The organism is Blautia sp. An46 (genome assembly GCF_002161645.1).
Taxonomy (GTDB): Bacteria; Bacillota; Clostridia; order Lachnospirales; family Lachnospiraceae; genus Blautia; species Blautia ornithocaccae.
Genome location: NZ_NFIF01000002.1, coordinates 288698 through 313799, shown reverse-complemented (window position 1 = coordinate 313799; position 25102 = coordinate 288698). Strand labels below are relative to the sequence as shown.

The window sequence follows — 25102 nt, the reverse complement described above, 5'->3', positions numbered from 1 at the left end:
GCCTCAGTGATTATACCTCATGATCAGACTTGGTGCATCATGGAAGCCACAGACACGGTAAGGAAACAATAACTTCTGATGGAGAGAGAATCCCTCCTTCAGTTATTCATTTAGACTTTACAACTATTAACCCGTAGTCATTATTGACTACACCATTATTATACTAGGAGGAGAAGAAATGACCGGAGCAAAAAAAGAAAGAAGAAGCGGGATTCGGATCATGGCTCAGCTTATCGGTCTTGTAAAGCCACTGCTCCATATTATGACGGCGGCTATTCTCCTAGGTGTTCTGGGATACCTCTGCACCATTTTCCTGACTATCCTGGCAGGCCAGGCGATCCTGAAAGGAAGTGGCCAGAACCTGTTCCTGCTTATGGGAATCCTGGCAGTCTTCAGGGGAATCCTTCATTATGCGGAACAATACTGCAACCATTTTATTGCCTTTAAACTGCTGGCGATCATCCGCCATAAAGTTTTTGCTGCTCTTAGAAAGCTTTGCCCGGCAAAGCTGGAGGGAAGAGATAAGGGAAATCTGATTTCTATTATCACTACAGATATCGAGCTACTGGAGGTCTTTTATGCTCATACCATCTCCCCGATTGCCATTGCCGTTCTCACTTCTCTGATCATGGTAATTTTTATAGGAAGCTATCATATCCTGGCGGGACTCTTTGCCCTGGCTGCCTATGTGGTGGTAGGAGCAGTGATCCCCTTGTGGAACGGGAAAAGAGGAGGAAACCGGGGAATGGAATTCCGTACCGGTTTTGGAGAGCTGAACAGTTTTGTCCTGGACTCCCTCAGGGGCCTGGACGAGACCCTTCAATATGGACAGGGGGAGAAACGGGATCAGGAAATGGAAGAACGCTCAGTCAGACTGGGAAATCTCCAGAAGGGGCTCAGCCGTCTGGAAGGTTCTCAGAGGTCTTTTACCACACTGGCTATCCTGACTTTCTCTTTTGGCATGCTTTTCTTCACTCTGTATCTGGGGCAGCAGGGAGAACTGGACTTTGGAGGAATCCTTACCTGTACCATTGCCATGATGGGCTCCTTTGGTCCGGTGACGGCTCTGTCCAGTCTCTCCAATAACCTGAACCAGACGCTGGCAAGCGGAGAGAGAGTCCTTTCCATTCTGGAGGAAGAGCCGCTGGTGGAAGAGATTCCGGAAAAAAATTCGCTGGCAGCATCACAGTCTACAGACAGGAAAAGTGCACAGCCAGGGACTTTTGCCTTTACGGGGGCCAGGACAGAGCATGTAACCTTTGCCTATGAGGATGAAGTGATATTGAAAGACTATTCTCTTGAACTGCCCCAGGGAAAGATCATCGGCATCCACGGAGCCAGCGGCTCCGGAAAATCTACTTTCTTAAAGCTCCTGATGCGGTTCTGGGACGTGGACCAGGGAAGTATAAAGCTGTCGGGAAGAGATGTGCGGCAGATCCCCACAGCCTGGCTTCGCGGCACAGAATCCTATGTGACCCAGGAGACCCACCTGTTTCATGACTCCATAGCCAATAATATTGCCATAGGAAAGCCGGGAGCCAGCCGGGAGGAGATCACAGAGGCAGCGAAGAAGGCTTCTATCCATGATTTTATCATGACACTGCCTGAGGGGTATGACACAGAAGTAGGAGAACTGGGGGACACGCTCTCAGGAGGAGAAAAACAGAGGATCGGTGTGGCCAGAGCTTTTCTCCATGACGGGCCGTTCCTCCTTCTGGATGAACCTACCAGTAATCTGGATTCCCTGAATGAAGGAATTATCCTGAAGTCTCTGAAGGAATCCAGCCGGGAAAAAACGGTGGTGCTGGTTTCTCACAGAAAATCCACCATGAATCTGGCAGATAAGGTCTACGCTATGGATAACGGAAGAATTTCATAAGAGAAGAGAGGTTCTCTGATTTAGAAAAAGGATTGCATGCAATCCTTTTTTTATGCTATCATAAAAAATGGAAAAATTTCCCAGCCTCAGGTTCTGCAGGATCGTGATATTGAAAAATCGGGGAGTGACCGCAGTATGAGGTATGGATCATTAATATAGAAGGAGAATTTTTGTGAAAAGACTGAAAATGTTTATACGCATACCCGATGAGATCAAAGAGCCTTTTCGGGAACAGCTCCTCAGCAATAACTGGCGGCTGATGTCTGCGATCAGTTTTCTGGCTATTCTGGTGCAGGCTGTCAATATCCTCCATGTGCTGTTCGGCTCTGTAAGCGGGCTTAAAACACTGAATAATCGGATTTACTTTGCCTTTTATTGGATATTCCTTCTGGCAAGCCTGGCCTTTCTGCTCCTGCATAAAGGTCTCGGAAAAAAACAGCGGCAAAGAGGGCAGGAGATCCTTCAGAATGGTTTCTTCGCTTTCTGGGTACTTTGGAGCGGTATGCTAAATTACTATGATCTTACACGGGCTGGCAGCGGAGGAAATATATCTGTAATCGTGACCAGCATTATGGGAGCGGCCATTCTTGTTCAGAGCCTTCCGCTCTACAGCCTCTGCGTATATGGACTGGGATCGCTGGTATTTTCCCTGGCTGCTTATCCCTATATCCAGTTCGGCGGCCTTATCAACGTGATGATCGCCGGCGGAATGGCCGTGATGGTTTCTGCTGCCAGATACTGGTACAAAGTGAAGGAATTAAAGCAGCAGAGAGAGATCAGGAAGATTAACCAGATACTGGTGGCCGAGCATGAAAAATTAAACCTTAGCCTGGAAAAATTCCAGCTCCTGATGGATAAGATCGACCATATTATCTATGAATGGGATATAGAAAGAGGGCAGATTTCTTTCTCTGCCAAATGGGTGGAAAATTTCGGAGAAAGTTCTCAGATTATGGACGCTGCAAAATGGTTTCACCAGACAGAGTGCATGACGTCCGGAGAAAAACGAAAATTCCTGAAAGGCATCAAAAAAGCACTGAAGGAACACAATGTATATGAAGACGAGCTCCAATTAACTGATATAAGAAAGAACCGCCAATGGTATCTGCTCAGACTGTATTTCCAGTATGGAATAGAAGGACAGGCCAGATCCGGAGTGGGTTTCCTGATGAATATCCAGAGGCAGAAAGATGAGCTGGAACTTCTGGAAGGAGCAGTGTCCAGGGACTATCTCACCGGCGTTATGAACCGGAAAGGGATCCAAGAATATGCGAAGAAGAAACTGGCCAGGAAAGAGCCGGGCAGGCTGACCGCCATGGTCCTCATTGACCTTGATAATTTTAAGAAGATCAATGACAATTACGGACATCCTTTCGGAGACCTGGTTCTCGTGAGGACAGGAGAAATCCTTATGGAGCTTTTTGGCACCTGCGGACTGGCAGGGCGTATTGGCGGAGACGAATTTATGGCAGTCCTGTCTGTGACAGACATGGAAGAATTAAAGAAACAGGCAGAGCAACTCAAGAAAAATCCTGTAGTCCTGGAATGCAAAGGAGAACGTGTGGAAATCCAGTTTTGTGCCGGTGCGGCGGTGGCGGCGCCCGGAGAGGACTACCAGGATCTGTATCGGAAGACAGACCAGGCTTTATATCAGGCAAAAGAAAAAGGCAGAGGAGAAATTTACCTTGCGGGGTAAACTTCTCCTCTGCCTTTTTTCTATAATATTAGGGACAGATGCTAACGCCCCAGATTCCGCATAAGCATTTCCGGATTTGCCGCATAGTCCAGAGCCGTCTGCCGGGTGATCCTTCCGGAACGGAACAGCTTCAGAAGGCTGGAATCCATGGAACACATGGTATCAGAGGCAGAATTGTAGATCTGCCCTTCTATCTGGGGAATCTTTCGTTCCCGGATCATATTCCGCAGGGCAGGATTCATGGTCATGATCTCAAATACCGGAATACGGCCTCCGTCTGCAGCAGGAACCAGCTGCTGGGAGATGATACATTGAAGGACCATAGAGAGCTGGACAGATATCTGTTTCTGCTGATTGGCCGGGAATACGTCAATGATACGGTCGATAGTATTGGCGGCGCCTGTAGTGTGGAGAGAGGAAAATATGAGATGCCCGGTCTCCGCAGCGGTCATGGCCACCTGCATGGTCTCATAATCCCGCATTTCTCCCAGGAGGATCACGTCGGGACTCTGGCGCAGGGAAGCCCGGAGAGCAGAAATATAGCTGACAGTGTCCGTGGTGATCTCCCGCTGGCTGACAATACTTTTTTCATGTCGGTGGAGGTATTCCAGAGGATCCTCCAGGGTGATGATATGTTTTTCACGGTTTTTATTGATATAGTCGATGATACAGGCCAAAGTCGTAGACTTTCCGCTGCCGGCGGTCCCGGTGACCAGCACCATGCCTTTGTTAAGTTCTCCAAGCCGGATGATCCCTTCAGGGATCCCCAGCTCCTGAGGAGAGGGAAGAGTAAAAGAGATAATACGGATCACAGCAGCCGCGGAACCTCGCTGCATGTAAGTGTTTACCCGAAAACGGCTGACGCCTGGCAGGGCAAAAGAAAAATCGTCATCGCCCTGGTCTGTGAGAGGGGAGATACTGCGGTGGGAAGCCAGTGCATAGATGTCCTGAATGATACGCATAGTATCCTCAGGCATCAGCTTTTCCCCGGAATACTCCCGGATCTGGTTGTTCAGACGGTAGGACAGGGGACGGCCTGCCACTACAAAAATATCTGAAGCTTTTAAGAGGGAAATCTCCTGTAAAATCTCCTGGGTGTCCTTTTTGATAGTTTCGCTCATGTTTAAATACGCCGGTCCTTTCTATAAATATATGCTGCTTTTCATTTCATAGGAAAATCCGCTCCTATGAATGGAAATTTTCTGTTGCGGGGCGGGGATCAGGGCTGGCCCAATTCTTCCGGATCCATGAGATCAAGGGAACTTTTATCTTCCCACTCCCCTGTATTTACCTGCTTAAATTCAGTGATCCTGTAAAGCGGCCCCTGGTTTTGGGATGGAAGGACCGGGACTAAAGTCACCTGCAGCGCCTTCTCCTCTCCAAAGGGAATGGAAAACTGATATTCCTTGCCGTCTGTAAGGTCTGAAAAAGAACCGTCTTCATAGGCCTGATATAATTCCTGATCAATAGATGCGATTTTTTCCAGGGCCAGGGCTCTGGCTTCCTGATAGGACTGGGCCTCTTCGGCAAACTGTCTGGCGTATCCGGCGCCCCTTCTTGCGCTCATATAGGCAAGAAGGGCGAAAGCCACCATAGCAAGGACTACGAAGACAGTAAGCACTGAGACGGTTCCTGCATTTGTTATGGGAAATCTCTTCTTTTTTTTCATGTCTGCTCACCTGCCTGCAAAGGAATATAACAACTTACATCTAAAATGCAGAATACCTCTGAGCCATCGCTAACCTGTATTTCCCCTTCCAGAAGATGATCTTCATAGGAAGATCCCGAAAGAGTAAGGGATGCGAGATAGGATTTTTCTTCTTCGGAACAGAGATTCCAGTTTTCGTCATAAAAGATTTCCAGCCTGGAATCTTCCAGTGAAGACTCCGGAAAATTATCAGCAATGTCCGTAAGAGAACCCTCCTGAGATTCAAAAAGGGCAGAAAGATTTTTGGCACAGACCAAAGCTTCATTCTGCGTATGAGTCTCACGGGAAAGGGCTCTGGCCTGGACGAAAAAACGGATACATACAGCGCTGGCCAGAGCAAAGAAGAAGATAGCCAGGATCAGTTCCAGAAGGAAAAGATTGGAACGCTTAGCCGGGTCTTTTTTCATGATAGATCTCCTCCTGTCTCAATAGTTTCGGGGTGCCACAAAAGAGACTGGGAGTTCCCGCTTCTTTCTGTAACAGTCAGGGAAAGAAGCCCCTGGCCGGTAACGGAGACCTCCATGTCCTGGATTTCCAGAAGAGGAGTGCCTCCGGAGAAATCCGGTTCCTGATCCGTCCGGATGAACAATTCCATAAGGCTTCCCTCATAAGCATAGATATAGGTTCTGTAGGAGATGCCGCCTATGCTTTGATGGATACAGAGGAGATTTCCTGTCTCTCCTTCCTCCAGGGAAACGCCCCCTTCCTGATCGCAGCTTTTTAATTTCTGCTCAATGTAAGAAAGGGCGGTGTATAAATTATAATCGCTTCTTTCTTCCCGGACGGTCCGCTGATAGAGGACTGCTCCTGCGGCCGTTACGCCCAGAGAAGACAGGGCAAACACACAGAAAAGAGAAATCGTAAAAATCAGATCAATCGAATGTCTTTTCCGAAAATACCGGTTCAATCTTACTCCTCCTTTCTGATAACAGTGATCTCAGGCATAAGATTCTCCCCCTGAGGCCGGTAATCTACTACAAAACGCTGACTGTCATAAAGGATCCCATAATCCTTTGTGAGATCTTCAAGACTTTCCGGGTAATAGCCGTTCAAAGCGTAGCAGTGGACGGCGCTTTCAACAAGAGCCTGCCGGAGGGTGTCTTCTTCTTCCCTGCTGGAAATCCCTGATATAGAGGAAATCCCCCACAGGAAAAGGAGAAGCACAAACAGAAAGATCCCAAGAGAGAGAAGAAAGCTTTTAAAAGGAGAACGCTGTCTGCGTACAATAAATCGTCTCATACAGCTTCCCTCCTTACAGACCGGCCAGAATTCCCATCAGAGGCATCATTACCGATAAAAGGATCAGCCCTACTATGATGGAGAGTATGGCGACTAAAGTGGGTTCAATGACAGAAACTGCATTTTCCATAGACTCGTCCAGCTCTTCCTGGCAGCGGACGGCGATCTTCTCCATAGCTTCGTCTATAGAGCCAGTCCTGTCTCCGACTGTCAGGAGGCGGGCGTCCATACCGGTAAAAATACCGGAACGGGACAGAGACTGAGGCAGAGGCTCTCCTTCCTCCATAAATTTTCTGCACTGGGCGATCCTTCCCTGAAAATCAGGATTTTCCGTAAGGGTTCCGGCCAGATCCATGCCTTCTTCAGGAGTCAGCCCGCTTTTCAGCGCCAGAGACATACCGCTGGCAAAACGGCAGGAGGCCTTTTTGAGGATAAAATTTCTGGCAAAGGGAAGCCTGGAAAACAGCAGGGCCCCCTGTTTCCGGCCATAGGAAGTCTTAGAAAAGACAAGGCAGACCAGTACAGCGAAGACCAGCAGAGCCAGCAGCACCAGGGAATACCGGTTTATGGCCTGCCCCATATCCAGCAGTCCTTTGGATATCCCTGCCATACTCTGTCCCAGCTGGGCGTATACCTGCTGGAACACAGGCAGGACTTTCGTCACCAGCACCAAAACTACCAGCACCATCATGCCGATCATGATACAGGGATAGGTAAGGGCACTTTTTACTGCAGAAGACAGATCCGCCTCCCGTTCATAATGTCCGGCCAGAGACTCCATGACCTCGTCCTGGCGTCCGGACTGTTCTCCCAGCCGGACCATATTAAGCATATATTCCGGAAACACCCCGGCGTCTTCCAGTCCCATGCTGAAAACTCCTGTGGTATTCAGAGTTTCCTGTATGGCAGAGAGGATTTCCCGTTCCTGGGGAGAATCCGTATCTTCCAGCATAATGGCGACCCCCTCGCCGGGAGAGATGCCAGCCTTTAATACAGCGGCCATCTGGGAACAAAAAGAGGCCAGCTCAGCAGAAGAAAGTTTTTTTTCACGATCTTTTTTCATCTTATAACCGTCCTTTCAAAAGAATGTACAGGATTATCACCTGGAATACATAACCGTATAATTGGAGCCGTCTCCAATATATTTCTTTACAGAGGAAGCGCTGTTTCCTGCAGCAAGCGTAGGATCAATGAGGGACCAGCTTTTGCCGTCAAATTCAATGATATTTTCTACCCAGCCCTTTTCTTCAAGCCAGGTGCTGATCCAGGCGTGATAGACTTCTCCGGAATATCCGATTTCCAGCTTGGTGGGAATCCCCTGAGAACGGAGCATGGCGGTCATCAAGGCTGCATAGTCAAAACAGATTCCTTTTTTGCTTGCCAGAGTCTCGTCCACATCCGGAAGATAGCCCCCCTGGACAGTCCGGGCCTTTTCCTCATCATAAGAAATATTTGTGATCACAAAATCATAGACAGCACCTACAGCTTCCAGACCGTCTTTGGCATTCTGGGTGAGGCTGGCCGCCTGGGAAACCGCCTGGGTATCCTCTGTAAACCAGGTGTACTGATTTGGATAGAGAAAAGGAGAGAATTCATTTTCTATGGCAGCGTCAATCGTATCCTTATATAAATTCGAATAAAGATCATCCTTTACATGCTCCCGCACGTCCAAAGTATAAGTCCCGTTTCCAGCAGTCAGAGGCAGCGCAGCGAAGGTCTGGGATGGTTTCAGGTCATAAGTGTACCGGACCTGATCAGGAGTCTCGATAAAAAATTTTACCTTAGCGGCGTTCCCTATGTAACGGGCCATAAGATAGCCCTGGGAGATGTTGGACACATCTATTTCAATGGAAGTGTTTCCCATAAGAGCAGTTCCGGGAGCCTGGGGAGTCAGGACTTTTGGGGTGCTGTCCCATTTCCCAGTTCCTTTATCAGAAGAAGCTGTTTCTTCCTCTGGATCCTGGGACTGGCCGGAAGCCTGGGTACTGCAGCCGCCCAGAAAGAGAAGCAGGATAAGAAGACAGGAAATCCTCAGGATTTTCCAGGACTTTTTCATTTGCAGTCCTCCTTCTAAGTTTCAAAATTTGTCAAAAGATATAGAAATATCTTACCATTTTCTGTAGAGCAGTGACAAGAGGTTTCCTATGAAAAGAAAATTACATTTTTCAGCGAATAAAGAGAAAAGAACATGAAGGAATGTATATCCTTTTTGATTACCTGACAATACTGGTAAAAATTGGAAATTCCCAAAAGGGGTTATTGACATTTTTCTGTGATGATAATAACATTAAATAGGTACGCTGGAGTTTAGTTCAAACTTCAATGGTACTGCATAGAGAAATTTAAGATGGAGTGCAATAGCAATATGGAGGAAGAAAATTTAGAATTAAAGGTTTATATGCTGGGGAAATTTTCCATGGTATATGGGGGCCAGCCTGTAGTCTTTAAGAGAAACAGCGCCACCAAGGTGCTGAAACTGCTGCAGATTCTTTTGCATTACAGCGGAGTCAGAGGAGGAATTCCCAGAAACCAGCTTCTGGAAGAACTGTACGGAAGAGAAGACGTTTCAGATGCGGCCAACAACCTCCGGGTCACTGTTCACCGATTAAAGAAAATGCTGGCGGATACAGCTCTGCCGGAATATGAATATATACAGATAGAAAACGGAATCTACAGGTGGAAAAGCCCCATGGCTACCTGGGTGGATGTGATAGATTTTTCAGAAAGTGTAAAGGCCGGAGAGGCGGAGACCCACGAAGGGGAGAGGTACAGACTTTTCAGGAAAGCCTGTATGCTGTACCACGGAGAATTTCTTCCGGAGCTTTCCGGAGAAGACTGGGTGATCATTAACAGTGTGGCTTATAAAAAACAGTATGTCACAGCTTTGACAGGTGTATGGGATTATCTGAAATATGTACAGAACTATGAGGAGATGCTGGAAATCTCTACAGAAGCTGTGCGGATCTATCCCTTTGACGAGTGGCAGGCCATGAAGATCGAGGCTTTGATGGGGCTGAACCGTTATAAGGAAGCCATGGATTTTTATGAGGAGACTTCCAGAATGTTCTTTGAAGAGCTGGGGATCAGCCCCTCAGGCCGCATCATGAAGCTTTTTGAAGAGATGAGCGCAAGGATGACAGGAAATTATCAGGCCACGGGAGAGATCGAGGAACGTCTGAAAGAGGAGGGGGAAGAAGAAGGGGCCTTTTATCTGAGTCTTCCCAGCTTTCGGGACAGTTACCGCCTGTTTCAGAGGGTTTTAGAGAGAAACGGGCAGTCGGCCTACCTTATGGTCATTACTTTGACAGACAGCAAAGGACGGCCGGCAGAAGCAACGGAAAGGCAGGAGGAATTTTCCAGGAAGCTCCATGCAGCTATCCAGAAAAGTCTGCGAAGGGGCGATTGCTTTACAAAGTACAGTCCCTCTCAGTTCCTGATCCTTTTAATAGGAACAAATAAAGAAAACTGTAAACGGATCTTCCAGCGCATTTTGGATAATTTTGCCATGGAACACAGAACCTGGAAAAATTATCTGAAATATTATGTCTCTTCTGTGGCGGATATAAAGAGCGACAGTTCACAGCTTAAGATCGCCGGAAATGAATTCCACTGGAAATAGGACAGGAGGGACAGAGATGGCAAAAGGAAAATACCGCCGCTGGGGCACGGCGCCAAATCAGGTATGCGTATGCGTAGATGAAATAAAAGACGGCGAGATCAGCGGAAAAGTTTACAGCCGATACAGCAGGACTCCCTGGGAATTTAACAGCTTGATCGAGCTGCTGGGCCAAATGGAAAGCTTCTATAATAAAATCTCATTCCCCCAGGCTGCGGTACAGATCAGAGGGATCCAATGGCAGGAGATGGGAAAACTCCAGGTAGAAGCAGAGCAGCCATTTCTGGAAAAAGAGTTTCTTCTGGAGAAAAGAGGGATCCAGGCGACCTTTCTGATCATCGTCCGCTACCGGCAGAACGCCACCTGGCAGGGAAGCTTCCTGTGGGTGGAAGAAAACCGTTCCCTGGAGTTTAAGAGTACCCTGGAACTATTGATGATGATGGACAAGTCTCTGAAAGCACCTGCCTTTGGCAGAAATCCTCTGGGAAAAGCTGGTGACCAGGGCTGAAAATGAATATAGAAAACTTAGGAAAAGCAAAAGAAACAGTTTGAAAAAATTGTGGCTTTTGCTTTTTTTGTGTTTGAAAGTAATCTGGACATAGTCGGTAATGATTCGAGTAATGGCAGATTTGTTAAAATTATCTGTACGATAGAGGCTAACTATTTACTTATCAAAGTCTGCGGCAGAACCGGGACTTTGTACCTATAGAAAAAAGTCATGGAACCAGAAAACTCATGGGAGAGAAAGGAGAAGACTATGAAGAAAAGAAGTCTATGGTCCAGAGTGCTAACGATTCTCCTGGTAGTCTGTATGCTGATGACAGATCAGAGTACCTCTCTGTTTGTGGAAGCGGTCAGCGCCGCGGCACAGCAGCAGACAGAAGGAGAAGAAACATTGCAGCAGAGCAGTGGAGAAAATAACCAGGAAATCCAGGGGGGAGGTGAAGAGACGTCTCAAAATACCGAAATACAAGAGCCCACGACAGAGCAGGAACCTGAGATCCAGGAAGGCAGCCAGACAGAGACCGACGGGAATGAGGAAAGCGCAGACGGAACTCTGAAGGATGCTGAAAAAGTCTATGTACAAGAAGGGGACAGTTATAAGCAACTGAATGGCAATAAAGTTTATATTAATCCAGAAGGGGATTCAACAAGCAGTAATGTCAGTACCGCAGGAAAGATAACCATTTTTGTGAATCCCGGCACTTATGTGATCCAAGAGAGTGGTCTGCCCCGGTATACCCAAAAAGTTACAGGAGGACAGAACAACGCAGATGATAAAGAGGTAATTGCTGTAGCAGAAGGAGAGGGACAGGATATTGGAGAAGATAAAAACGTTGCTATAGCAGGAGCGGATCCGTTAGTAGTAAAATTCTATAATGAAGAAAAGCTGGGTTCTATTACCGTTGAGAAGTCTGGAGTGGTTGACGGCGCCGATCCTGCACCTCTTGATGGAGCTGTATTTGGGCTCTATACGAATTCAGCCTGCTCAGGTGAGCCAGAGGAAACCCTGCCTACAGAAAACGGTGGCAAACTGATTTTTGACCGGTTGACTCCTGGAGTGACCTATTATGTAAAAGAAATCAGCGCTCCTGGGGAGTATATCGAAGATGATCAAACATATACAGTAACGATTACCGAGGATAATCTAACCCATACTGTCAAGAGTACAAACTATAACAACAACGCATATGTACTGCTCCAGAAACAGTATTACAACTATACAGCGAGAGAATTCCAGAATGTAAGCAGTAATTATACAGTCTTTAACGGCGCTTTTGAGATTCAGAAAAAAGTTACGAACTCTGATGGTACGGAGGCATGGGTCGTTGTCACAGAGAAGGTGAAGGACCAAGAAGGTGGAGAAACAGATATCCCACTGACAAACCTGAGTCTGAACAGTAACGGTCAGGTTCAAAGAATGCTGCCCGTATACGATGAGAATAACCGGCTTATTCAATATCGGATCAAGGAGACCCTGCCGGAAGGCTGGCATGCAGATGGAGAGAGAGAAGAATGAGAAAACAAACAGATGCGGTTCTTGGAGGAAACCGGACAGCTCTGTCAGGCGTTGAAATGCGCCTGGAGCGTTATGTGGAAAGCACTGAGGGAGGAAAATGGACCGCCTGGGATTATATAAATCAGAGAACTTACAACGGAGGCGGCACCGGCACCGATACCTTTGCCACCAATGATGGCGGATTCTTTACCTTCCCCGGAGGTCTTGATATCGGAGAATACCGGATCATAGAGACCAAGGGAAATGACAGCTATGAGAATGTTTATGACGGAAGCACTATTGACGGAGGAGATACGAAGTATGATAAAGCCGCCTATTACTTCCAGGTGAAAAACCATGATGTAACTGTCAGTATGTACAACCCCAGAAAGCTGTCCATGACTGTGAAAAAGACAGACCTGGATGGAAACCCCGTTTCAGGATTTAAATTTACCCTTAAACTCTCCGGAGGCGCGGGAGTTGATAAAACCACAGATTCAGATGGTACTGCTTTAACCTGACAGAGATCCAGGACGAGGATGAAGGAGCACAGCTGCCCCAGAATACGTCCATAGAGATCACAGGAAACGGAGAAGCCGCTTACGAAGCCATCCACTTTACAAAGGCAGGCACTTATAAGTTTGAGATCCGGGAAGAGAATACCGGAAGACCAGGCTATCGTTATGATAACAGTGTCTGGGCCGTGACTGTGGAAGTTGCAGACCACGGCAGCGTATTGGAAGTTACAAATGTGACCTACGCAAAGGATGGAGAAACTGTAAAAGACGCTCAGGCAGCAGCCTTTGAGAATGTCTATCGTACAGATACGAAGGAAAGCTATTATACGCCGATCGTCACAAAAATACTGACCGGAGACGAGAGACCTGCAGATAAGGAAAAAACCTTCCGCTTCGTTCTTGAAGCTGCAGAGGATAATCCAGAAGGCGCAGAACTTTCCGGTACAGAGACAGAAGTACAGGGAGCGGGACATACCAGCTTCCAGCCGATCCACTTCACGAAGGCGGGCACTTATCAGTTTATCATTCGGGAAGAGGAAGGAAAGGATAAGGGCTACACCTACGATGACAGTGTATGGAGACTGACTGTAACGGTAGAGGATCAGGACAGCATTCTTACGGTAACAAATGCAGTATATGAACTGGAAGAGGAGAAAGATGCTGGAGATGAGGCCAAAGGAACTCTTCCTGAGACCGGAGGAACTGTTGGTCAGGAAGGCGCAGTCTTCACCAACGACTATCAGGTGACAGAAACTGCCTGGAAGCCTCAGGCTGAGAAGAAGGTCACCGGAGATATGCCGGAGGATGAAACTTTCCGCTTCACCCTTGCAGCCAGGAGAATCCTGAGGGCGCACAGCTTCCGGAAAGCCTGACTGCAGAGGCAGAAGTGGATAAAGACACAGGAACTTCCGACAGGGTTTCCTTTGATAAAGTTACCTTTACCAAGGCAGGAACCTATCAGTTCCAGATCACTGAGGAAAACACAGGCAAAGCCGGTTATGTCTATGACGGCAGCATCTGGACTGTGACAGTAAAAGTCACCGATGAAGACAGTGCTCTCACAGTATCAGAAGTGACGTATGCAAAGGCCGGACAGATGGTGGAGGACGCAGAGTACGCAGTCTTTGAAAATATCTATGAGACTAAGGCCGCAGCTTTCACACCGACTGTGAAGAAGACCATTACAGGCGACAAAGCTCCGGAAGAAAAAGTCTTCCAGTTCACCCTGGAAGCCGATGAGGACAATCCGGAGGGAGCAGCGCTTCAAACCTCAGAGACAAGTGTGAAAGGTGAGGGAACCGCCAGCTTCGGAGAGATCACCTTCACCAAGGCAGGAACTTATAAGTTCTATCTGGAGGAAAAAGACGGCGGCGAAAAGGGATATACCTACGATACCAGCCGCTGGATGCTGACCGTTAAGGTTACAGATAGAGACAGCATTCTCACTGTGGAGAAAGCCGCTTATACAAAGATAGGAACGCTTACTTCCAATGCAGAAGCTGCCGAATTCCAGAATAAGTACACGGCCGACAAGACCACCGGTACTACGACCACAACGAAGAAACCTACTACGACTGCAAGAAAAGTCAAGACCGGTGACACGGCAAATGCAATTCCATGGCTTGCTCTTATGACTGCCTCTGTATTGACCGGAGCAGGTATCATGAGCAGGATACGGAAAAAGAATCACAGATAGACAGAATCAAAAGTCTGCTGAAAAGATTCTAAAAGAAAAATAACATGTTAAAAAGGCAGGGGCCTCAACAGATTTACTGTTGAGGCCCCTGCTTCACTTTGCATACAGAATATAAAGGATAATTCAACTAGGACAATTAGGACATTTCTTCAATGAGCTGCCTTTCTAACAGCAATTCTTCCCAAGCCTGCATAAAACGAACCCCCCACTTCTTCATTTTCAATGATATTTCTTAACTGTGAAAAGGATCAAAACCCAGCGGAACCTGTTCCGTCAGGAAGAAAGAGAGCTGACAAAAGGGGAATTCCGGCGTCTGGTAGAGGCTGCCAGGCGTCAGGGGAAAGAACAGCTGGCCCTTTGTATGGAAACGATTGCCGTTACAGGAATCCGTATCAGCGAGCTTCAATATTTCACCGTAGAACGGATAAAAAAGGGACGGATCGAAATCATCAACAAAGGAAAGTACAGAAGGATTTTTCTGCCGGAAGCTCTGAGAAAGAAGCTGCTGGTCTATTCCAGAAAGAGGGGAATCCGGGAAGGTTATATTTTCGTTACACGAAATGGGAAGCCGAAAGACCGGAGTAATATCTGGGGCGAAATGAAGGCGCTGCAGGAAAAGACCGGGATTAAAAGAAGTAAGATTTTCCCGCATAATTTTCGTCATCTTTTTGCCAGAGTCTACTATGATACTACAAAAGATCTGGTAGGGCTGGCTGATCTGCTGGGCCACAGCAGTCTCAATGTAACAAGAATCTATACGTCAACCAGCGGTCAGACATACCAGAGGCAGTTGAATCGTATGAAAGATCTGCAATTATAAAAACCACATAATATGGATTATGTGGTAATACCGGACTCCAGATTTTGACAAACATTACACAATAAACTTGCTGCACAAAAAAATCTTTTTCGTGTAATGCTAAAGTTTCATTTTTACCTGGAGAATCACTTGAAAATGGGCTTTCTCTTGTTGACGAGGCCCATTTTTGATGTTAAACTGAACTCAACAATTAAAGAATTTCTAAATTTTATAAAATTTCGCGTATGTACAACCACATAATCCATATTATGTGGTAAATCTCATCAAAAGAAAAGCAGGCAAAAATCCCTTAACCATAAGTAAAATGAATACCTCAGGAACGATAATTAATACTTGACAGAGACGGTAATATAAAAGCGCCTGCAGGGAGAGGAGGCATAAGAATAATTGGCTGGAAAGAAAGAAGAGACCTTTGTGATCCGTATACATGATTGTCAGAACGCCACCTGGCAGGGGAGCATTCTCTGGGCAGAACGGCAGGAAAGAAAATGCTTCCGAAGCACATTGGAAATGATCAGCCTCATAGAAGAGGCGGTGCAGCTAGATAGAGAAAATAAAGCATTAGAAGGAGGATACCATGAAAAGTAAAAAGAATCAAAGATTACTGGCCCTGATACTTTCCATGGTTCTGATGCTGAGTGCCAGCATCTCGGCCATGGCCCAAGGAGATGTTCAGACAGAAGCATCCGGAACTGAGACCACGGAGAACCAGGCAGCAGTACAGAGTCTGGAAGAAGAGACAGTACCGGAAACAGAGGCGCTCACAGAAGAAACTGACACCCAGTCGGCGGAAATTCTGGAAGAACCTGTGCAGGAAAGTGCAGAACAGGAAATCACAGAAGAACCTGCTGAGAATACAGAAACACCAGCAGAGACAACCGAGCCGGTTCAGGAAGAAACCGGAGAGCCTGCAGAAACCACAGAGACAGACCAGACTATAGTACAGAGCCCAGAAGTGCAGGAAGAATCGGCAGTTACAGAAGAACAGCCCGCAGAAACTACAGAAGAGGTTATAACTGAGGAAACAGCGGTTTCTGAAGCCGCGGAGCTGAAGCAGGAATTTACAGATGAAAACGGAAATGTGACTCAGACAATCACTGCTTATGTTCCGGAAGGAGCTTTCCAGGCCACAGCAGATCAGATTTCCATGGAAGTCAGCTTTCTGAATACCAGTGATACAGATTACATAAAAGGAATGATGGAAGAACTTCTTCCGGAGAACTATTACTTAGATGGATACGTATTGTATCAGATTGACTTTAAGGTAGATGGTGAGATCACGCAGCCGGCAAAGGCTGTCACCATTACTATGAGCGGAAATGATTTGGCTGTAGAAGACACTGAGAAAGCTCATGTATTCTACTATGATCCAGAAAATCCTGAAGTAGAAGGGGACAAGGATCAGCTGGCAGAAGTGATCCAGAAAGATCAGCTGATCAAATCTCTGCAGGAATCCGGACAGAGCACAGGAAATATCGAAGACTACGATTACTCTGAAATTGCCGTGAATGACGGAAATGCGGATACCATTACAGTAAAGGGATGGGAGTCCACTATTTATGGATGTTATGTGGAGAAGGAAGCGGAACCTGTGGAATTGAAAGGCAAAGCTGAGGATATACAGGTAACCCTGTCCGGTCCGGCTTCCAGCTTTCCGCAGGAAGGAGAATTGGCCCTGTCTGTAAAAAAAGTGGATAAAGAGACAAAGAAAATCGTAAAAGAAGCCATAGAAGAGGAGGCGGAAAACAACGGTCAGGAGGTAGTAGATTATACAGCCCTGGATATTACGATTCTGCATAATGGAGAAGAAATCCAGCCTCTGGGCCCGGTAAATGTAACTTTTACAAAACAGGACCGGGAGAAAGATGCGGAAGAAGTCAAGGAGACAAAGGTCTTCCATGTAGACGAGGAAAAAGGAACTGCTACGGATATGGAAGCTGCTGTCAATACCAGCGGAGAGGCCGAGATTGAGACCACACATTTTTCTGTGTATGTGGTGGTAGATCTGGATCGGCTGGGAGGACAGATCGAGCTGACGGTTCAGCATTGGGCGCAAATGAATAAGCTGGTAGATGTGGATGGTACGGGTACAACTGGGTTAGAGCTTAAGGGAGGAGTAAATAATAATAAACGACTTGACGCTACCGCTACATTAAAGACTGATTCTATATTTACAGAAATTTACTCTCCGGATACACTGACGTTGGATAATACTAGAAAAATTACAGTAAAGGAATTAAGTAAAATTTATCAGGCGAATGTCAATAAGGAAATAAAAAATTATAACCTTACAGCCGTGTGGGTCTTGAGGGCAGAAGGAAATCAGGATGCCAATTTTGATAATGTTAACGATACTGAGGAAATCCAAAAGCATTGGACAATTTATGATGTTCCGAGTGATGAAGAGGAGGAACAGGACAAAGATCAGGATGTGGAAATATCGCTTGAAGGCGATGCTGTGATCCGTATGATTTATACCCCATTCTCTAAGGACGATGCATTGCAGCAAGAGGTAAAGTTCTGGGATTATAATGTAACACAAAAGGATAATAGGGGTGATATTTACTTCAGTACGGATAATAAAGGAATAAATAGTAGTAGCAATTATGCACAAGATTCGAATAAAGATCGGAGAATTGCAGTTGGTCAAGCATCTAATGGTATTTTTCATAACTATGCAGAAGCAAGTTTGAACAATGGTGAACGTATTAATATGACCTTCCATAATGATCAGCCGACATTGAATATGGTGCAAGGGGTTACGCAAGATGGTCCTGTATATAACGATGGTCTTACGGACCCAAAATTATTTAATGATAAGGGTGCTTCTGGAAAAAAGATTGTGGATGGATATAGTCTTTCTTTTGATCAGGATGGAGATACCTATACCTTGTCATCGGTAAGAGATGAAGAAGGAAATGCTACTGTAGAAAATCTGGAAGAATTCAGGGATGTGTATGATGCTACACCAGAATGGTCAGGGAAGCATAAATCAATATATTCAAACAATTTCTGGCCTTTAGATTCCTTGGAGTATAAGGGAAAAGATATTCACCTGGGAGAAACTGGTACTACATATTATATTACTGGGAATCGTTATACTACTTCAGGAGATACTCCCAATAGTTATGAAGGGTGGGAAGAAGACCGTAAAACAAATCTTGAGAGCGATGACGGAAAAGCTCATAACTGGTTTTTCGGAATGCGTTATGACTTTGAGTTTACGCTTGGAGATTATACTGGTCCATTAAACTATTATTTCCGCGGTGATGATGACTTCTGGTTATTTATTGATGGAAAACTGGCAATAGATCTTGGCGGCATTCACAGTGCCGTAGGTGAAACTCTTGATTTGAGACAGTTTATGGAGAAAAACCAGATGACTGATCCGGATCAAACACATAGGCTGACGATCATATATGCAGAGCGAGGCGGCTCTGGCTCCACCTGTTATATGCAGTTTACTATTCCGAATGTAACGCCGGTAGATGTTGATACTACTGTGGAAAAAACGAACATTACGGTACATAAAAACTGGGAGGATCATGGAAACCCGAACAGACCATCATCAATACAAGTAAAATTATTTTATAGAAAACAGGGGGATACTAAATGGAAAGAGGCTGAAACCAATGCAACAAAGACTCTCACAGAGGGAACTCAATGGACGGCTATATGGACAGGACTTCCTAAAGAAGGGTATGAATATAAGGTAGAAGAAGTCGGAAATCTTGAGGGTTATGAAGTTGTCTACCCAAACAATGGAGATGCAGTTTATCTGCCCAATAATGGATCCTATGAAGGAACGATTACTAATAAGGCAGATCCTTCGACTTGGATTACGGTAACGAAGAAATGGGATGACGGAGAACTTGCAAATGATGCAAGACCAGAATATGTTGAATTTTTCCTTTATTACAGGGAAGCAGGTTCAACGGCATGGTTGCCATATCCCACTGATGGTCGTTTGCGTTTAACAGCCAAAGATTGCCAGGATGACAGTACATGGCAAGGAGTTTACAAGGATCTTCCGGTATATGGTGCTGATAATAAGAAAGTGGAATACACTGTGAAGGAAGTAGAGGGTAGTACTGAACTTGGCGAAGGAGCAACTCTTCTGGGCAAGGAGGACTATAAATATACGGTACATTATTCTTCTCCAGAACAGCATTGTGCAGAAGGAAAGTGGAAAGCCTATGAAGCCAAAGAGGACGACGAAACTTTGCACCTTATTGTTGAAAATAGTTTAGGCATGGAGATTCAGGTAACCAAAGAGTGGAAAGGTTACACTCCGGCGGATACTACGGTCATATATGCGGGACTATATCAAAACGATAAGCCGGTTTCCTCAGAATGGGTCGAACTGAAGGCTGATAATTGGACGGCTTCCTTTGAATATTTGACACCTGCAACAGATTATAGTGTGAAAGAGCTTCGTCGAGTGGAGAATGGAGAGAAGGCAGAATTCGAAATAGAAGGAGTAGGTTATACCGGGGTGGATTCAGGGGAGGAAATGGCTGTAGGAGATGGAGGCAGTACTATCAAGTATGTAGTATCTTACAGCAAACTGACGCAGGACATATCCGATCCAAGCTTAAGCACTGTCACCATCACCAATCAGGCACAGTGGCAGTTGATAAAGTACAGCAGTTCTTCCGCAGATAAGACATATACATTGAAAGGTGCAAAATTCGAACTAAAACATAACAACAATACAGTTTACACAGGTGAATCGAATGAAAACGGCATCGTGGAGTGGAAAAAAGGAAATGATCCTTTCACCGACGCATTCCCGGACGGAACATATATACTGACAGAGACTGAGGCACCCAATGGTTATATGCTTGGAAAGTCAGTAACTTTTACTATGAAGGACGGTGTTCCGGAAGATTTAGATAATGAAAAAGCAGTTATAGAAAATGGTATCCTTACCTTTTACTATGCAAACGAGACCCTTTACGCACTTCCCTCCTCGGGAGGTCCAGGTATCTACCGGTATCTATTCGGCGGAATACTGCTGATGATGGCAGCATCGCTGATAGTATATAAAAACAAACGTGGGGAGGTGCTGGAAAGAAAATAGTTATGAAATTCCAATCCAGCGGTCCCTGCACCGCAAAATAACATCACAGGGCGATACAAAGAAACTTAAAATGAGGGGACTCCCCGAAAAAAAGGAGACGAAACTATGAGAAATGCGAAAAAAATAATTGCTGCATTGTTAGCTTCAACCATGGTACTTGGAATGAGTGTAACAACATTTGCGGCAGGCTATGAGACTGGAAACAACCAGGGAAAATATGAAACTAAACCGGACGCGGCAGACCGCGCTACAGTAAAAATCACGGGCATTACAGGCTCACCAACAGTTACGTTGTATCAGATTGCAAGCGTAAAATATGGCCCAGAAAATGTAGAATTTGTTAAATATAACTGGGTGAAAGAGAATATGTTTGCCGATCCGGCAAAGCCTACATCCGATGAGATCAATGGGATCGCACAGGGACTGATTGCTTCTCAACCTACAATCGATCCTATGAACAAATGGGAAACAAAGAATGTCGGTAGCACATATACACAGGAAGTTCCCGCAGGCGTGTATATTGCGGTACTCACAGAAGCTACGAACGGCGATATTTATAATCCGATTCTTTTGACAGCTACTTACAATGACAAAGGCTTACTGGTAACTGAAGGTGAAGGAATCAGTTCAGATGCTTACTATCGGTGGGGCTCCACAGCCGTAGCCAAAAGTTCCTCTCCGACGATTGATAAAGAAATCACAGGAGGAACGACGAAAGATGAGGGCCATGATACTGCTTCCGTAGGTGATGTGGTAGATTATACCGTTACCCCTACGGTGCCGACTTATCCCCAAAATGCAACGAACAAAACCTTCTTCATTTCCGACAGACTGAGCGAAGGACTCACCTTTGATTACAGCAGTCTGACTGTAACGATTGAAGGCCAGACTGTAATCAGAGATGACGATACTTTTAAACTGGATAGAAAGGTCATTGCAACAGCTTCTAATATAGATAGCGGCAAAACAGTAAACGGCTTCAATCTGAATTTTGATTATGAGCAACTTGTATATGATAGAGAAGGTCATGTATATCAGCCAATTGTTACTTACAGCGCAGTTGTCAATGATAAAGCTGTTGTAGGCGATCAAGGCAACGGAAACGAAGTAACCTATTACTACGGTGATCCTAACAACGGTAGTACCTGGGAGGAAACAGATAATGAGCCAGACGAGGCAAAGAACGTATATAAGAAAACAGATAGCGAGACCGTATACACTTACCAGCTGGCTTTCCGGAAGACAGGTGAAGGTGTAGATACAGAAGGAAAACCGACAACTCCTCCTCTTGCAGGTGCAAAATTTGGTATCTACAAAGATCAAAAGTGCACTCAACTTATTGATATAGTAACTACGAACCAAAACGGTTACGCTGTATCTGCTAATGTAGAAACGGGCATCTATTATGTAAAAGAGCTTGAAGCTCCTATAGGATATTCTTTAAACGAAAAGATATATCCAATTGAAGCTACATGGAAGACGGCAATAACGACAAGTACTGCTACAGAGACAGAGAGAACATATACAACAGATAGGCCTTCCGATGATGCTTTACAGGTTGGTTGGTTAAAAAAAGACGTTTTCTATAGTTTTGAAGAGGTAGGAGATAATATTGATGGATATAGCGCAGCATACCTTGCATCTGAAAAGACTACAGAATCAAGTGACACAACATTTGTAGAGAATCCGAATACAGTAGGCGGAACAGCTCTTATGGAGAATCCGATCCCCAACACCAAGCTTTCCACTCTCCCCTCCACAGGTGGCATCGGCACCACAATCTTCACCATCGGCGGCTGCGCTATCATGATCGCAGCAGCAGGTCTCTTCTTTGCAAGCCGCAGAAAACAGGAGAACAAATAATCTGACTCAGCATACCGATATGCAGTGACAGATACTATGAAATCAGTCAACAACCATTGATACATAAGTATCACTTTCAGGCCGGGGCAAGAGCCACGCCCCGGCCTTACAAAAAATACAACAACAAGGAGAGCCCGGATGAAGAAGAAATCAATCACAACTTTAATCATTATACTGTTTTTCTTAGCCGGTTTGTCCTTGCTGCTGTATCCGTTTATTGCCAATCAGTGGAATAGCTATCGGCAGGAAAGATTGATCAGCAGTTATGACAGTACCGTGGCCCAGAAAGAAGCGGAAGGCGGCATTGATTATGAAGCGGAATGGGAGAGAGCCAATGCTTATAATGGAGCCCTTCTTCCCTCGATACTTCCTGATTCTTTCGCCGTAGCAGAAGCTTCCGATGAACCTGATGAGGAATATATGGCCTGTCTGAACATAGCAGGAGATGAGATGATGGGAACTGTGGAGATCCCCAAGATCAACATTGAACTCCCTATCTATCATACCACCGACGAGGAGGTTCTGGAACAGGCTGCAGGCCATCTGGAAGGAAGTTCCCTTCCCATAGGGGGAGAGAGCACTCATGCAGTGATCTCCGCACACAGGGGGCTGCCCAGTGCTTCGCTATTTACAGATCTGGATCAGTTGGAAGAGGGAGATCATTTTTTGATCCACGTTCTGGACGATACTTTGGCCTATGAGGTGGATAAGATCACAGTAGTGGAACCTGAGGAGACCCAGGACCTGGCCGTTGAGGAAGGGCAAGATCTGGTGACGCTCCTTACCTGCACTCCCTATGGGGTGAACAGCCACCGGCTGCTGGTGAGAGGCCATAGAGTTCCATATGAGCCGGAAGCCATTGCGGACGAACAGCCGCCGTTGTTTGGAACCAGTCTCCATACCAACTATCTTTTGTGGGTAATGGTTGGGCTTCTGATTACGGGAGGCTTTATCGCAGGTCTGTATTTCTATGATAAGAAGAGCAGGCAGCAGAAGATACTTCCGCAGGAAGGGGAGCCAGAGAAGACAGATAAGGAAGGTGAGGACGGTTCATGAAAAAGAAGATCCCGGGGATCATCTTTGGACTGATGTTCCTCATTGGATTCGGGATCCTGGTATATCCTACAGTGGCGGATCAGTGGAATACTTACCGCCAGAGCCGATTGATCTCTTCCTATGAAAACAGGATCCAGGAAATGGAGCCGGAGGATTTTACAGCGGAATGGGAGAAGGCCCGGGCATTCAACGACACTCTGACCCAGAACAGCATTTATGAAGATGTATTCGGAGAAGAGGATCAGGAACTGGAAGACACGGATTACTGGCAGATCCTGAATGTGGGCGGAGACGGCGTTATGGGATATCTGTCTATTCCCAAGATCAACATTAAGCTTTCGATTTATCACGGCACTTCTGATGAAGTTCTTCAGACGGGAGTGGGACATTTAAATGGAACAAAACTTCCTATAGGAGGGGAAAGCACCCACAGTGTCCTGGCCGCTCACCGCGGACTGCCGAGTGCCAGATTATTTACTGATATTGACCAGATGGAAAAAGGCGACATGTTTTATATCCATGTACTGGATGAGACTTTGGCCTATCAGGTGGACCAGATATTTGATATGGTAGATAAAGACGACCATGAGACTCTGGAAGAAGCCCTCCGGATCCAGGAGGGAAAGGACCAGGTGACGCTGTTTACCTGTACGCCCTACGGCGTGAATTCCCACCGTCTGCTGGTGAGGGGGACCAGAGTTCCCTATAATGGTGAAGAAGAAATTGAAAGTACGCCGGCAGATACTATGCTGGAGGCAGTACAGAATTACTACATGTTATATTTGATACTTGGTCTTTCTATAACTTTGCTGATCATACTGCTTATGAGATTTCTCATGAAGCCAAAAAGAAAAAATAAAGGCAGAAAGTAAAAAATTACCTTGCATATAGAAAAAATCAGAGGAGGGTAAGATGTGAAGATGAAGAAGAGAATAAAACAGGGCGCCGGAGTTGCCCTAGCCCTGATGCTGGCAGTTCCCGCCGTGATGTATACGGCTCAGGCGGCCGTAGGGATTGACACAGACAGAGACTGCTCTGTAAGCTTTCAGTTAGACGGAACTTTTCAGGAACTGGACACGCTGGAGATTCCGGTTAATCTTTATCAGGTGGCTCAGGTGGATGAAAAGGGAGATTACGAAAGCCTTGCCGGATTTGAGATCCTGGATCTGGAAAATGTAGATAATGAAACAACTGCCCGGGAATGGGAAGAGAAAGCCGCACAGGCAGCCCAGGTTATTGAGGAAGGAAATATTGCTCCAACACAGAGGACTACAGCAGAGGAAGGGGCAGAGAATCTTTCTCCAGGAATGTATCTGGTAGATGCCCAGCAGGTTCAGTCACCGGAGTATACCTATAGCTTTACACCTTATCTCCTGTCTCTTCCGGATAATTATTATTCTGATACGAATCCGGACGACTCCTGGATTTACGATGTGACTGTGGGACTGAAGCCAGAACAGGAGATCAGATATGGAAGTGTTCGGATCAACAAAACTTTGGATGCCTATAACGCCACATTAGGAGGGGCCTCTTTTATCTTTTCCATAGAGGCAGTAAAAGATGGAGAGACGGTTTACAGTGACGTGGTTTCTCTTGTTTTTGACGGACCGGGGACTAAGAGCATAGAAGTGGGAAATATTCCTGCAGGAGCCCAGGTAACGGTTACAGAGGTCTACAGCGGCTCCAGCTATCAGGTGGTAGGAGATAATGTAGCCACAACAGTTATATCAGCAGAGGATCCGGCTGAAGTATCTTTTGTCAATACTTACGATGATGAGAACAACGGAGGTTCCAGCATTGTGAACCATTTTGACTATACAGCCCCTGAAGAAAACGATTCAGAAGACGGAAGCCAGGCAGCAGAAAATCAGACTGGAGGAACCTGGACTTGGACACAGCAGACGGACAGTACGGATGTACAGGAATAAA

General features: G+C 46.0%; 22 protein-coding genes. 15 read left to right on the top strand and 7 right to left on the bottom strand.

The features are described from left to right. The first annotated feature begins 178 nt into the window (after positions 1 to 178). Together B5G00_RS03390 and B5G00_RS03385 are read left to right on the top strand one after the other, a co-directional pair. Positions 179 to 1879, top strand: coding sequence for an amino acid ABC transporter ATP-binding/permease protein (locus tag B5G00_RS03390; RefSeq protein WP_087268479.1), 1701 nt, complete (start codon positions 179 to 181; stop codon positions 1877 to 1879). A 172-nt stretch (positions 1880 to 2051) separates the two neighbouring features. Continuing rightward, positions 2052 to 3575 carry a GGDEF domain-containing protein gene (locus B5G00_RS03385; protein WP_087268474.1) on the top strand — a complete coding sequence of 508 codons (1524 nt, stop codon included), beginning with the start codon at positions 2052 to 2054 and terminating at the stop codon, positions 3573 to 3575. 41 nt (positions 3576 to 3616) lie between these two features. Here B5G00_RS03385 and B5G00_RS03380 read toward each other — a convergent pair whose 3' ends face one another. The 7 genes from B5G00_RS03380 to B5G00_RS03350 all read right to left on the bottom strand — a co-directional run bounded on the left by B5G00_RS03380 (position 3617) and on the right by B5G00_RS03350 (position 8578). Next, on the bottom strand, positions 3617 to 4696 hold the full coding sequence (locus tag B5G00_RS03380) for a type IV pilus twitching motility protein PilT (RefSeq protein WP_087268471.1): 1080 nt from the start codon (positions 4694 to 4696) through the stop codon (positions 3617 to 3619). Positions 4697 to 4794: 98 nt separating this feature from the next. Beyond that, complete coding sequence (locus B5G00_RS03375) at positions 4795 to 5244, bottom strand: hypothetical protein (RefSeq protein ID WP_087268468.1); 450 nt, start codon at positions 5242 to 5244, stop codon at positions 4795 to 4797. Continuing rightward, positions 5241 to 5690, bottom strand: coding sequence for a hypothetical protein (locus B5G00_RS03370; RefSeq protein WP_087268465.1), 450 nt, complete (start codon positions 5688 to 5690; stop codon positions 5241 to 5243). The genes B5G00_RS03375 and B5G00_RS03370 overlap by 4 nt, the downstream gene beginning before the upstream one ends. Then, positions 5687 to 6190 carry a DUF4860 domain-containing protein gene (locus tag B5G00_RS03365; protein WP_087268462.1) on the bottom strand — a complete coding sequence of 168 codons (504 nt, stop codon included), beginning with the start codon at positions 6188 to 6190 and terminating at the stop codon, positions 5687 to 5689. Before B5G00_RS03365 ends, B5G00_RS03370 begins: the two co-directional genes overlap by 4 nt. A gap of 2 nt (positions 6191 to 6192) precedes the next feature. Further along, positions 6193 to 6522 (bottom strand): hypothetical protein, encoded by a 330-nt coding sequence (locus B5G00_RS03360; RefSeq protein ID WP_087268459.1) that lies wholly within the window; start codon positions 6520 to 6522, stop codon positions 6193 to 6195. 13 nt (positions 6523 to 6535) lie between these two features. Continuing rightward, entirely contained in the window at positions 6536 to 7585 is a 1050-nt protein-coding gene (locus B5G00_RS03355) for a type II secretion system F family protein (RefSeq protein ID WP_087268456.1), read from the bottom strand. Positions 7586 to 7621: 36 nt separating this feature from the next. Then, positions 7622 to 8578 carry a transglutaminase-like domain-containing protein gene (locus B5G00_RS03350; protein WP_087268453.1) on the bottom strand — a complete coding sequence of 319 codons (957 nt, stop codon included), beginning with the start codon at positions 8576 to 8578 and terminating at the stop codon, positions 7622 to 7624. 309 nt (positions 8579 to 8887) lie between these two features. On the opposite strand from B5G00_RS03350, the gene B5G00_RS03345 reads away from it, so the two are divergent. The 13 genes from B5G00_RS03345 to B5G00_RS03285 all read left to right on the top strand — a co-directional run bounded on the left by B5G00_RS03345 (position 8888) and on the right by B5G00_RS03285 (position 25101). Continuing rightward, positions 8888 to 10141, top strand: a complete 1254-nt coding sequence (locus B5G00_RS03345; protein ID WP_242971260.1) for a BTAD domain-containing putative transcriptional regulator — start codon at positions 8888 to 8890, stop codon at positions 10139 to 10141. Positions 10142 to 10157: 16 nt separating this feature from the next. Next, positions 10158 to 10646: a hypothetical protein gene (locus tag B5G00_RS03340; protein ID WP_087268447.1), complete on the top strand. Its 489-nt coding sequence runs from the start codon at positions 10158 to 10160 to the stop codon at positions 10644 to 10646. 249 nt (positions 10647 to 10895) lie between these two features. After that, on the top strand, positions 10896 to 12158 hold the full coding sequence (locus B5G00_RS03335; protein ID WP_087268444.1) for a SpaA isopeptide-forming pilin-related protein: 1263 nt from the start codon (positions 10896 to 10898) through the stop codon (positions 12156 to 12158). Beyond that, on the top strand, positions 12155 to 12658 hold the full coding sequence (locus B5G00_RS03330; protein WP_087268441.1) for a SpaA isopeptide-forming pilin-related protein: 504 nt from the start codon (positions 12155 to 12157) through the stop codon (positions 12656 to 12658). Before B5G00_RS03335 ends, B5G00_RS03330 begins: the two co-directional genes overlap by 4 nt. After that, positions 12655 to 13527 (top strand): Spy0128 family protein, encoded by an 873-nt coding sequence (locus tag B5G00_RS03325; protein ID WP_330396306.1) that lies wholly within the window; start codon positions 12655 to 12657, stop codon positions 13525 to 13527. The genes B5G00_RS03330 and B5G00_RS03325 overlap by 4 nt, the downstream gene beginning before the upstream one ends. Positions 13528 to 13541: 14 nt before the next feature. After that, positions 13542 to 14351, top strand: a complete 810-nt coding sequence (locus tag B5G00_RS03320; RefSeq protein ID WP_087268435.1) for a Spy0128 family protein — start codon at positions 13542 to 13544, stop codon at positions 14349 to 14351. Between the two features lie 238 nt (positions 14352 to 14589). Next, a complete protein-coding gene (locus tag B5G00_RS03315; protein WP_087268432.1) occupies positions 14590 to 15171 on the top strand; it encodes a tyrosine-type recombinase/integrase in 582 nt (193 codons plus the stop codon). A 387-nt stretch (positions 15172 to 15558) separates the two neighbouring features. Continuing rightward, the gene (locus tag B5G00_RS03310; protein WP_087268429.1) at positions 15559 to 15759 is read left to right on the top strand and encodes a hypothetical protein; all 201 of its coding nucleotides are present in this window, start codon (positions 15559 to 15561) and stop codon (positions 15757 to 15759) included. Continuing rightward, positions 15749 to 20254, top strand: coding sequence for a Cna B-type domain-containing protein (locus tag B5G00_RS03305; protein WP_087268426.1), 4506 nt, complete (start codon positions 15749 to 15751; stop codon positions 20252 to 20254). Before B5G00_RS03310 ends, B5G00_RS03305 begins: the two co-directional genes overlap by 11 nt. 105 nt (positions 20255 to 20359) lie before the next feature. Further along, positions 20360 to 22117: an isopeptide-forming domain-containing fimbrial protein gene (locus tag B5G00_RS03300; RefSeq protein ID WP_087268423.1), complete on the top strand. Its 1758-nt coding sequence runs from the start codon at positions 20360 to 20362 to the stop codon at positions 22115 to 22117. A 138-nt stretch (positions 22118 to 22255) separates the two neighbouring features. After that, complete coding sequence (locus B5G00_RS03295) at positions 22256 to 23173, top strand: class C sortase (RefSeq protein ID WP_087268420.1); 918 nt, start codon at positions 22256 to 22258, stop codon at positions 23171 to 23173. Beyond that, positions 23170 to 24045, top strand: coding sequence for a class C sortase (locus B5G00_RS03290; RefSeq protein ID WP_087268418.1), 876 nt, complete (start codon positions 23170 to 23172; stop codon positions 24043 to 24045). Before B5G00_RS03295 ends, B5G00_RS03290 begins: the two co-directional genes overlap by 4 nt. Before the next feature lie 48 nt (positions 24046 to 24093). Next, on the top strand, positions 24094 to 25101 hold the full coding sequence (locus B5G00_RS03285; RefSeq protein WP_242971269.1) for a DUF5979 domain-containing protein: 1008 nt from the start codon (positions 24094 to 24096) through the stop codon (positions 25099 to 25101). Position 25102: the final 1 nt, after the last annotated feature.